This is a genomic window from Allocoleopsis sp., from assembly GCF_036703385.1.
GTDB lineage: Bacteria > Cyanobacteriota > Cyanobacteriia > Cyanobacteriales > Coleofasciculaceae > Allocoleopsis.
Genome location: NZ_DATNPA010000259.1, coordinates 1 through 10389, shown reverse-complemented (window position 1 = coordinate 10389; position 10389 = coordinate 1). Strand labels below are relative to the sequence as shown.

Sequence of the window (10389 nt, the reverse complement as noted above, 5' to 3'; positions counted from 1 at the left end):
GGATTTACTCTCGCTCTTCCTGCGATCGGAATGTACTTCGGGCTGTTGCGCACTAAGCGAGACGAACCAATGAATGTTTCGACCTTGTTAGTCACTCTTTTACAGACGCTACGCGGCATGTTGTACATGCTCCACTGGATGCTAGTCATTGCTGGGATGACAGCGCGAATTTCCGTGCGTCCCAAGCGTCTTAAATGGGTGAAGACAGTGCATCAAGGCGCTGATGAAGAAAGTTTTGAGCTTGAAGCGAATCGCTAGAGCATAGGTTGATTAATGGTAGGGGCAATCCCCCTGTGGTTGCCCCGCTAAAAAGGAATATCGCCGTCTTCATCGTATTCCACGTTCTCCAATCTTTTCTGGACATCGGCATCTTCGAGAGCGGCTAACTCACTGGCTTGCCATTGGCGAGTACGGGTTAGTTGACTCAAACTCAGTTCGTGTTCGTCTTCTTCTAGCTCTACTTCGAGCTGCTCAGTATCCTCAGCGATCGTCTCCTCTGTATCTAGTGGCTTAGTGCTTACAGGTTCACGATTGCTGAAATCATCGCCTAGATCGACAATCTCTCCCTCAAAAAATTGCTTGAGGTTCCCCATCACCTTTTCCATATCCTCCACATCCAAATCTATCTGTTGTACAGAGAGTGCCTTTGGAGGTTCAGTCAGTGAAAACCGGGCAGCAGGCTCAGTTAGGGCATCACCTTGTTCACTAATCTGAATGCGGGGATTTTCCTTTTCCAAGAGGGCAGTATTTTCTCCCTCTCTCCCTCTTGTCCTATGAACTTCAGTTTCTTTCTCTGCTTCTTGCCGTGCGGGCAGCAGCTGGGTCGAGATTTGGCTAGGTAAATCGTTGTTTACAGGTTGGGTAACCGCCGCTTGCGAGATGGGTTCTGGAACTACACGGCGAGCAGTGGCTTCATTGCCAGTATCTATATTAAGAGACTTTGTTCCCTTGGTTTTTAGGCTTACCTTCACCTTAGATTTGTAGACCGCTTCAAAAGCCGCTTCAATGTTAGGCAATCTCTCTTGAGCAAGCTTCATTAAGGGCTGTGAGCTAACTCCAACATGGGCAATTAACCCTTCAAAGCTGATTAACTGACAATGCTGACGCAGCAAGGCTTGTGTGGCAAAGGGTTGAAGATGCTCTAGCACCTGTTGCCAGATTTCTCGCATCGCATAGGGGGATTCGCTCGCCTCTGAGGTAAGGCTTTGTGTGATCGCAGCTTGCGCTGTTGTGTTTGGCGCGTTTACCTCCAGAGGCTGTTCCAAATCTCTAGCGATCGCAGTAGATGTATTTGATGTAGGGCTTTGAACGGAGGTTGAGGGGGCAGATGTCCTCACCGCAGTTGCCATGCTTTGAGACTGGATAGCCTGTGGGTTAGAAGCCGAATTTGGAGCTGTGAATTGATCCGATGATGGTGTCTGGAGCTGAGAGGATACAACAGGTGGGATGCCAGATTCCACAGGCCGTTCTCCGCCGGGAGCCTCGTGGCGTGGAGAACTTGCGGGTAAAGGAGGGTTACGAGAGGCTTGTAAATCTTGCCTACCCTTAGCAGACAAGTGCGAGACAGGAGTCGGGTTGGCTGCACTGGCAGGATTCGCAGCAGGTAGTAAGCCCAACAAGGTAACTTCCAGCCATAAGCGCGGCTGGGTGGTGTTTTTAATTTGAACTTCACTGTTTTTCAGGTGCTGTTGACCTTGCAAGATACGGGACGTATCCACATCTTGGGCAAACTGACATAACTGATCCCAGGTAGGGGTCGTTATGGCAACCAGATCTCCGCGATTAGGAGCGGTTCTGGCAATGAGTAAATCGCGGTAGAAACCCGCTAGATTTTGAAGAACGACCAAGGGTTCCCGCCCTCTGTCCATCAGGCGGCGGCAAGAGTCGAGAACAGCTTCTGAGTTGTCGGAGGCGATCGCTCTTGTCAGTTCCAGTAAGTCTCGTTCTGGCACCGCCCCTACCAAATCCCAGACTTGCTCGACTGCCACTTCTCCAGGTAACAAACTCAGCTGATCCAGAAGACTTTCGGCATCTCGGAGTCCCCCTTGAGCCACTTGTGCAACTAACGTTAAGGCGTCAGGTGTGATATTGATATTTTCTTTGCGGGCAATATCTTGTAGATGCTGCACCATTGCCTGCAACGGGATACGCCGAAAATCGAACTTTTGACAACGCGAGATAATGGTCGGCAGTACTCGCTGAGGGTCAGTTGTTGCGAGTACGAATACTACATGCTTGGGAGGTTCCTCCAACGTCTTGAGCAGGGCATTGAACGCAGCGGTGCTGAGCATGTGACACTCATCGACCACATACACTTTGTAACGGCATTGGACGGGTGCAAATTGGGCGCGTTCGATAATCTCTCGAATGTTATCCACCCCAGTGTTACTCGCCGCGTCAATTTCAATCACATCCAGGGCGGAACCCGCTGTGATACTGGTGCAGACCCCACAGCGACCACAAGGTGAATCGGTAGGCTTATCTTGTTTTAAGCAGTTGAGAGATTTTGCCAGAATCCGCGCACTCGACGTTTTACCCGTCCCCCTAGGGCCGGTGAACAGATAAGCCGGGGCAATCCGTTCGGTCAGGATGGCATTGATCAGGGTCGTAGCGATCGCCTCTTGCCCTACCAAATCGGCAAAGGTTTGAGGGCGATATTTGTGGTGTAAGGGTTCGTAACTCACGAGGCGAGACTGCGGGAGGAGAGAAGGGATTGTCTGGTGTGTTGTCTGATGAACACCCCAGCAAATGCCATCTTAGATGAATAGCGGGCGTAAATGTTGGGGCTGTTTATTACCACAAAGATTTTGTTTTAGCAAGCTTTGTACTTCAGCCTCTTGCCTGTTCCAGTTATTTCTACAAAACTGACAGGACAATTGACTCGCCTCTTATCCCCAAGTGCCGCTACGCTCCACATGGGGTCTTATCGGCGATTATGATAAATACTTTGAGTCGGATGCACTTATCATCTGATTAGCTGTCACGCCTCTAGTCAGTCATTCCTCACTTGAAGAAGGGTACCGCCGCAGAAAACACTCACACCTTACAACTCAAAACACAATGCCTCCTACTCGCCAAATCAAATGCTTTTACACCGATGGCGCTTGCGCTGGCAACCCTGGTCCAGGTGGCTGGGGTACTGTAGTCTATTTTACCGATGGCTCCGTTTATGAAATGGGCGGAAAAGTAGCCCAAACCACAAACAACCGAATGGAAATGCTAGCGGCCATTCAGGCGCTGAAGGTTCTCAAGGCATCGGGTCAGGACACACCCGTCATCCTCTACACTGATAGCGAATATGTCAAGAATGGCATCACCAAATGGGTTAAAGGCTGGAAAAAAAAAGGTTGGAAGACGGCTCAGGGAAAAGCTGTATTAAATCAAGATTTGTGGGAAACTCTTGATGAGCTGAATTCTCCCTGGGTGGACTGGCAGTACGTTCGGGGCCACAGTGGCAACGAGGGTAATGAGCGTTGTGATACGATCGCTCGTGCTTTTGCTATTGGTAAGCCTCTTGTACTAGAACAGGCGTTCGACTTCGAGACTCCACCATCCGATCATTCAGCCACTAACTCACCTGTAACAGGAGTATCAGATTCAAACGTTGTTTCTAAGTTAGCTTACGAGACTATACCAATGAGCCTTCCCTCCTCTGAAGTAACCATGATAGATTCATCTGTCTCTTCCCCTACTGGTGCGACTGAAGACTTACCTCGCGAGGTGAGAGTTGCTCAACTCCGTAACCTGGTAGAAACGCTCCATATCGCCGACGAAATAGCCCGCCAAGGCTACCTAATTAGCAGTCCAGAACTGGCTGACTTAATGGATGTTAATGCCAGTGCTGTAACCAGTCGCGGCGACCACTGGCCTTGGCGGAATTGGATTGTGTCACGAGTACGACGTGAAGGCAATCAAATCCTCTGGCAACTAGAACGAGTCGATCAAGCGAATACGGCAGATGTTGAGGGTTAGAAGCGTTGAAGGTTGGAAGGTTGAACGTTGAAGGTTGAAAGACTAGATATTACAACCTGCCAACCTGCTAACATTCAACCTGCCAACCTCAGATTTCATAACTCCGACCCCGCCAAGAGGTCGGTCGCTGGATAGCCGACAAGAAAATTCGCAAGACGGCTAGAGGGTCTGCAATCGGAGAAAGCCAGAATAGCCAGGAGGAAGCTGATGCCTGAGTGCGATCATAAGAGGGAGCGATCGCAAAAAGCAAGGCACAACGAATCAACAATAAAAATAGATTCAACCCAGCCGCAGCCGTCACTGACAGTGAGGAAATCCCCAAACCCAGGCAGCTTAGAAAAAGTAAGGAGGCAGGGAGAGGAAGCCCCTGAACACTCAGTAGCAGCCACAGATCGCTCCACAGCTGACCTGTGGAAGAGGCGTCTTTCAGGTCAAGACTTCGCCCCCACTCGTTCCAGGTTTCTTTGGCTCCCTCATACATTCGCACCTTCACCACCTTGGCTCCATCAAGGAACCCAACCTTAAACCCACAAGATGCCGCATAACGAGCCAGGGTTACATCATCACAAAAAGACCCTTTAGCACTGGTATAGCCCTCCAGCTTGGTCAGAACTTCGCGGCGACATAAGAAACACTGTCCATTCGCCATTACCCGTTCCGCTGATTCACTATTGATACCAGTTGGCCCAAATCGGTAAACCAGGGTAATCAATAACGCGGGTTGGAGCCACCACTCCCCTGGATACTTGAGGATGAATTGCGGCGATAGGGAAACTAAATCAAACTTTTCCGCTTCAGCGGCTTCGATCAGACCTGCTACCAGTCCAGACTTAGGCTGAGTATCGGCATCCATCCCCAGAAACCACTGGCTATCAGCGGAAGTATGCAAAAAACCCGTATGCAAAGCCCAGGGACGCCCTACCCAGTCAGGGGGTAAGGGATCATCAGTGATTAGGCGAAATCGGGGATCTTTTTCCTGGGCGTTCTTAACCAGCTCCGGTGTTCCATCGGTTGAGCGACTATCGACAACGATGATTTCTCTAACTTCATAACTCTGCTGACTCAAGCCTACTAGGCAGGGAGTTAGGCGATCGCGTTCGTTGAGGGTGGGAATCACCACACTGACAACGCCCAGTTGATCGGGAGCGGCAGTTTGAGGAACAATTGGAGGACGACGCCCTGGCCCTTTAATCAGGCGGGAGAGCAGGAGGAAGGCGGCGGGTATCTGAATGAATAACAGCGCTGAGGCTAAGAAGCTAACAGACGCGGGTGGAAGTAGCGCTGTTGAACCGCTGACTAAAGCTGTAAACCAACTCACTTCGGCAGTGCTCCCACTGATGCCATCGGTACTGGTTTCGCCTGAAGCGTTGTTAGTTCAGTAGTCTCACTTGAGTCTACGGTGATTGGGGTAGGTACAGATGAACCCATCCACCACAAAACTACAGCAGGAACGACGCCAAAAATCAGGGTCAATCCGATTGGAATCCAGAGTCCAACACCAAAAACTGTCATGACAGCACTAAAGGCAATATTGCTGATATAAACAAGCAGAGGAAATCCCAACTGCTGACGCGATAAGGTAATCGGCGTTTTCTTCCAGCAGAAAGCTGCCACGCTCATAAACAGACCACCCGTTGCCAGCCAGCCTGCAAAATTGCGGTAAGGAGTTCCAAAGAAAGAACCTATATCTCCGAAATGCCAAAAAGGAGAAGCGGTTTGGCTCATCGCTGGGTCAAGGGCAAAGTCCCAAGATGTGAGCAGGATCGCGCCTAAAGCGACGCCCAAGATAGAGCGCAACCAGACCCAGTTCGTTGTTTTCATACTGGCATCGATTCCAGCACGAGCGAGTAGATAACAAACAAAACCCATATAGAACCAGGAGAGGGGAATGGTGAAAGGAACCAGTCCAGCCACTTTGTAACCCAAACCGCTTAAGTAACCATACTCCCCAAACGGGAAGCCGGTACTGGTGCCTAGCAATTCACTGCCCAAAGAGAGAAGCACAGCCGGTACCATGAAGGTCAGCCATTGCTGTAGCCCCAGGGTTCGGTATGCATAAATTGCGACCGCTGCTGCACCCAGCAGGATATTGAGCACCCCACCCCCAGACATTGACCACGCGAACGTCTTCTGCCCAAAGGAGCCTAAGCCTGCGATCACCTCAGGATGGGGTACGACTAGCAGTAACCCCGCTAGTCCAAAGACCATTGCAAAAATATGACCAATCAGGAAGTAGCGCTCAAGTTTGACAAGTTGCTTCATTGAGAAACTCCTAATACAGTGAAAGCCTAGTTGTGCTTTTCCGGGAAGAAGCTGCCTTCGTGCGAAGGCACCAGAAAATTTCTGTGAGCAGATAGTTGTTTATTAGTTTACAAATGTTTACGATAAAATCTTCAGTTTAGCCCCCATGTCCTTTAAATTTTGTGAACACTTCGTAATGATACTCACATTCTCAGGTACAGAAAGGCAATGGCATAAAGCTATGGGGAGAAGGCTCCAGAGCGTTTGACACTTGCTGCTTTACTCAGACGACGCTTGACCTAAGAGTTCATACAGCTTCCAAGGAGGAGTTAAAGATAGCTGGGCAATACCGACCCTACTCTTAAAGGGAATACAATGAAGAACAGCCCCCTAAAGTCTTGAAAATCTTGCTCTCTCAAGGGAAGCCATCCCAGGGATGAAAATGGAAGGGTGGGAAAATCGTTAACATATTGGCAGTAACCTCAGTCTTGCAACTGTTCTGCAATCGCGCAAGCCTGTTGGTCGCGTCTGCTGCTATCTGCGTCAAGGCATCTGTACCCAACATGACTTCACCTGTTTCAGAAAACGCGAAGAATGCGATTCGCCCCATTCAATACCGAGATTTGGAGGCGATCGAACAGCTTGCTACAGAGGTAACTGATGCAGATAGCAACAGTTGCTCTGTGACATTCATTCAACAATTACAGCAAGTTCGACGCTGGTATGGCTTGCTCAAGCTGCTAAGTTGGTTCCCCAACCCCAGCCAGTATGCCTTTTGTGTGTATGTGTCTGAAGCGTTCCAGCAGATTCGCGGCATGATCAAGATTTCGCCGTTTAATCGCACCCGCAGCACTTGGCGGGTGGAGCAGGTGTTAGTCGATACTACAGCCAGCGTTCAAGACAATACATCAGCAAAAGCAGACACGGGCTCGGCGTTATTGCGCTATTGCTTCGAGACCATTTGGGAAGCGCGAACCTGGTTACTGGAAGTTAATATTCATCAGAAAACGACACTGGCACTTTATCGGCAAAATGGATTTCAGCCTTTAGCACAACTGACGTATTGGGCGATCGCACCTCAAATCCTGGAAGAATTGGCAGCTCACGAGCCTGATTTACCGAATCTACTCCCGGTGAGTAATGCTGAAGCTCAGTTGCTTTATCAACTTGATACAGCATCCATGCCCCCCTTGGTGCGCCAGGTATTTGACCGCCACGTCCAAGATTTTAAAACAGGGTTTATGAGGGCGCTGGTATCTCATATTCACCAGTGGTTCACCCATACCGAAGTCGTGAGTGGCTACGTATTTGAACCCCAACGCAAAGCCGCGATTGGCTATTTTCAAATCCGGCTGTGTCGGGATGGCTCCAGTTGCCACAAAGGTGAGCTGACTGTCCACCCAGCTTACACCTGCTTATACCCAGAGTTACTGGCTCAAATGGCGCGGGTTGTGCAAGCGATGCCCCCCCAATCTCTACAAATTGCTTCTGCTGATTATCAACCCGAACGGGAAGAATATCTCGAACAAATGGGGGCAGAGCGGATTGAGCATACCCTTTTGATGTCCCGTTCTGTCTGGCACAAGCTACGGGAAGCCAAGCCAATGTCTTTAGAAGGATTGCAGTTATCGGAAGTGCTTCAAGGGTTACAGCCAGCACGCACACCAATCCCCAGCCGCATTGCTTGGTGGAAGTCTATCTCCAAGAAAACCCAAGCTGTCTCCTCTGGAAACGGCTCTCAACCAGTCTCAACCTCGAAGAGTGCTATCTCCAAAGAGGCAAGCCCATCCACGGAATCGCCCACCATCCGGAATTAGGAACGTTTCGAGGATGGAAAAGCTCTCGGCATTGGGATTAGATGTAGGAAGCAAGCGCATCGGTGTGGCAGGGTGTGATGGCACGGGTCTGATTGCTACAGGTCTGACAACAATAAACCGCACGTCTTTTAATGGGGATGTAGAACAAGTTCGAGAGTGGGTTGAACAGCGACAAGTACAGCTCCTCGTTGTCGGTTTGCCTTATTCAATGGATGGGACGCTGGGCTTCCAGGCACGGCAGATCAAAAAATTTGCCAAGCGGTTGGCGAAAGCACTCCAGTTGCCTGTCGAGTATATAGATGAGCGCCTAACCTCCGTGGAGGCAGAAGAGTTAATCAAAGGGGAGAGGCGATCGCTTTCTCAGAATAAAGGTCTCATTGACCGCAAAGCAGCGGCCCTGATTCTGCAACAGTGGTTGGATGCCCGCCGCTCAGCTAACACGGGAAGTGGAAATCAGGGATGAGAATGTTCATAAGGGACGTTGTGCCCTCCCTATTCCCCAACACGGAGTTTCAACCACACTCGTCAGAGTGATAACATGGAAAACTGCTGGTTTAATATCATTGAATCTATCCATGAGTCTGACGCAAGAGCGCAAACACGAAATCATCGAGGGCTACCAAGTCCATGAAACCGACACGGGTTCGGCAGATGTCCAAATTGCCATCCTCACCGAACGTATTAATCGGTTGAGCGAACACCTGAGAGCTAATTCCAAAGATCATGCTTCCCGACGGGGATTGTTACAGTTGATTGGTCGTCGCAAGCGCTTACTAGCTTATATGCGAAAAGGAGATATGAGTCACTATCAAGCCTTGATTCAACGCCTAGGTATTCGCGGATAGACCCCATTTAAACTTATGTCTACTGAACCAGGGCGTGAGGCAAAAGGCAATAACTCCTCCAATTCTAAGCCGTCAAACCAAAGTGACCAGCGCTTGCCCTTTGAACCTCGTCAGAAACGCAAAAAAACGCCCAAAACTCAACCCGCTCCAGCAGCCAGTGAAAAAGCCACCAAGCTAGACAAGAAAACACCTGTGTCTAAGGAAGCAATGGCGATTCCTGATGCAGTGAGCAAGCGAATGGTGCGCCGGATGGCGCTATTATGTGGAATCCCCACTGTTTTGGGCATCATTACCTTTTTTGCCAGCTATGTTTTAGTCAAACAAGTTGGCTTAAAGTTGCCCAATGTAGCAGTGGTACTCGCGAGTATGGGCTTTTTTGGTTTAGGCGTGTTGGGGTTGAGCTACGGCGTTCTCTCGGCTTCGTGGGATGAAGATGTGCCAGGAACGACGTTAGGTTGGCAAGAGTTCAAAACCAACTGGGGGCGGATGACAGCAGCATGGCGCTCTGCTGGTCAAAAAGACTGAGCTTGAAGGTTAGCAAGTTAGTAGGTTAGCAGGTTATTATCCCAACTTTCCAACCTTCCAACTTTCAACCTTCAACTTCAACCTTCGGTAAAGCACACACATCATTGGGCAGGGGCTGGAGACGAAACTATGATTGTAGTCATGAAAATTGGCGCTCCAGAGGCCGAAATCGAGCGCGTTGACCAGGAACTGAGTGAATGGGGTCTAACTCCGGAAAAGATTGTGGGTAAGCACAAGGTTGTTATCGGTCTTGTGGGTGATACGGTCGATTTAGATCCGCTACAAATTCAGGAAATTAGTCCCTGGATTGAAGAGGTGCTACGGGTGGAGAAGCCCTTTAAACGCGTCAGCCGCGAGTTCCGGCATGGGGAAGCCAGTGATGTGATTGTCTCAACACCGAATGGCCCAGTTCACTTTGGGGAGCATCATCCAGTGGTGCTGGTGGCTGGCCCTTGTTCGGTAGAAAATGAAGCCATGATTGTAGAAACGGCACGTCGGGTGAAGGCGGCGGGTGCCCAGTTTCTGCGAGGGGGTGCGTATAAGCCTCGGACATCTCCCTATGCGTTTCAAGGTCATGGGGAAAGCGCTTTGGGCTTACTGGCAGCAGCGCGAGAAGAAACGGGGTTGGGCATTATCACCGAAGTAATGGACACGGCGGATGTCGAGAAGATTGCTGAGGTGGCGGATGTGGTGCAAGTAGGTGCCCGGAATATGCAGAATTTCGCACTACTGAAAAAAGTTGGGGGGCAGGAGAAACCCGTACTATTGAAGCGGGGGATGTCCGCCACGATTGATGAGTGGTTGATGGCGGCGGAGTATATTCTGGCAGCCGGGAACCCGAATGTGATTTTGTGTGAGCGGGGGATTCGCACCTTTGATCAGAAGTACGCTCGGAATACGCTGGATTTGGCCGTGTTGCCCGTGTTGCGATCGCTCACTCACCTCCCGATTATGATTGACCCTAGTCACGGTACCGGGCGGTATGAGTA

General features: G+C 50.1%; 9 protein-coding genes and 1 pseudogene. 7 read left to right on the top strand and 3 right to left on the bottom strand.

The window, feature by feature from the left end; translation table 11 throughout:
• Positions 1-258, top strand: a pseudogene (locus V6C93_RS12520) (glycosyltransferase family 2 protein); the annotation flags it as partial.
• Positions 259-305: 47 nt separating this feature from the next.
• Here V6C93_RS12520 and V6C93_RS12515 read toward each other — a convergent pair.
• Positions 306-2684: a DNA polymerase III subunit gamma/tau gene (locus tag V6C93_RS12515; protein ID WP_333476993.1), complete on the bottom strand. Its 2379-nt coding sequence runs from the start codon at positions 2682-2684 to the stop codon at positions 306-308.
• Between the two features lie 376 nt (positions 2685-3060).
• Between V6C93_RS12515 and rnhA the strand changes: the two genes are divergently transcribed.
• Positions 3061-3972 (top strand): ribonuclease HI, encoded by a 912-nt coding sequence (rnhA, locus tag V6C93_RS12510; protein WP_333476992.1) that lies wholly within the window; start codon positions 3061-3063, stop codon positions 3970-3972.
• Between the two features lie 88 nt (positions 3973-4060).
• On the opposite strand, the gene cruG is transcribed toward rnhA, so the two are convergent.
• Entirely contained in the window at positions 4061-5290 is a 1230-nt protein-coding gene (gene cruG / locus V6C93_RS12505; protein ID WP_333476991.1) for a 2'-O-glycosyltransferase CruG, read from the bottom strand.
• Positions 5287-6234, bottom strand: coding sequence for a gamma-carotene 1'-hydroxylase CruF (cruF, locus tag V6C93_RS12500; RefSeq protein WP_333476990.1), 948 nt, complete (start codon positions 6232-6234; stop codon positions 5287-5289). Before cruF ends, cruG begins: the two co-directional genes overlap by 4 nt.
• 542 nt (positions 6235-6776) lie before the next feature.
• On the opposite strand from cruF, the gene V6C93_RS12495 reads away from it, so the two are divergent.
• From V6C93_RS12495 to aroF, 5 genes are all read left to right on the top strand, one after another.
• Positions 6777-8030 (top strand): GNAT family N-acetyltransferase, encoded by a 1254-nt coding sequence (locus V6C93_RS12495; protein WP_349262694.1) that lies wholly within the window; start codon positions 6777-6779, stop codon positions 8028-8030.
• 13 nt (positions 8031-8043) lie between these two features.
• Entirely contained in the window at positions 8044-8493 is a 450-nt protein-coding gene (ruvX, locus tag V6C93_RS12490) for a Holliday junction resolvase RuvX (protein ID WP_333476988.1), read from the top strand.
• A 112-nt stretch (positions 8494-8605) separates the two neighbouring features.
• Entirely contained in the window at positions 8606-8875 is a 270-nt protein-coding gene (gene rpsO / locus V6C93_RS12485; RefSeq protein WP_333476987.1) for a 30S ribosomal protein S15, read from the top strand.
• A gap of 15 nt (positions 8876-8890) precedes the next feature.
• The gene (locus tag V6C93_RS12480) at positions 8891-9400 is read left to right on the top strand and encodes a PAM68 family protein (RefSeq protein WP_333476986.1); all 510 of its coding nucleotides are present in this window, start codon (positions 8891-8893) and stop codon (positions 9398-9400) included.
• A gap of 129 nt (positions 9401-9529) precedes the next feature.
• On the top strand, positions 9530-10389 hold an 860-nt coding region (gene aroF, locus V6C93_RS12475), incomplete at its 3' end, for a 3-deoxy-7-phosphoheptulonate synthase (protein WP_333476985.1).

What these genes read in the sequence shown, in the direction of transcription:
- rnhA (WP_333476992.1), top strand. Translation starts at nt 3,061, where the DNA reads ATGCCTCCTACTCGCCAAATCAAATGCTTTTACACCGATGGCGCTTGC.
- cruF (WP_333476990.1), bottom strand. Translation starts at nt 6,234, where the DNA reads ATGAAGCAACTTGTCAAACTTGAGCGCTACTTCCTGATTGGTCATATT.
- V6C93_RS12495 (WP_349262694.1), top strand. Translation starts at nt 6,777, where the DNA reads ATGACTTCACCTGTTTCAGAAAACGCGAAGAATGCGATTCGCCCCATT.
- ruvX (WP_333476988.1), top strand. Translation starts at nt 8,044, where the DNA reads ATGGAAAAGCTCTCGGCATTGGGATTAGATGTAGGAAGCAAGCGCATC.
- rpsO (WP_333476987.1), top strand. Translation starts at nt 8,606, where the DNA reads ATGAGTCTGACGCAAGAGCGCAAACACGAAATCATCGAGGGCTACCAA.
- V6C93_RS12480 (WP_333476986.1), top strand. Translation starts at nt 8,891, where the DNA reads ATGTCTACTGAACCAGGGCGTGAGGCAAAAGGCAATAACTCCTCCAAT.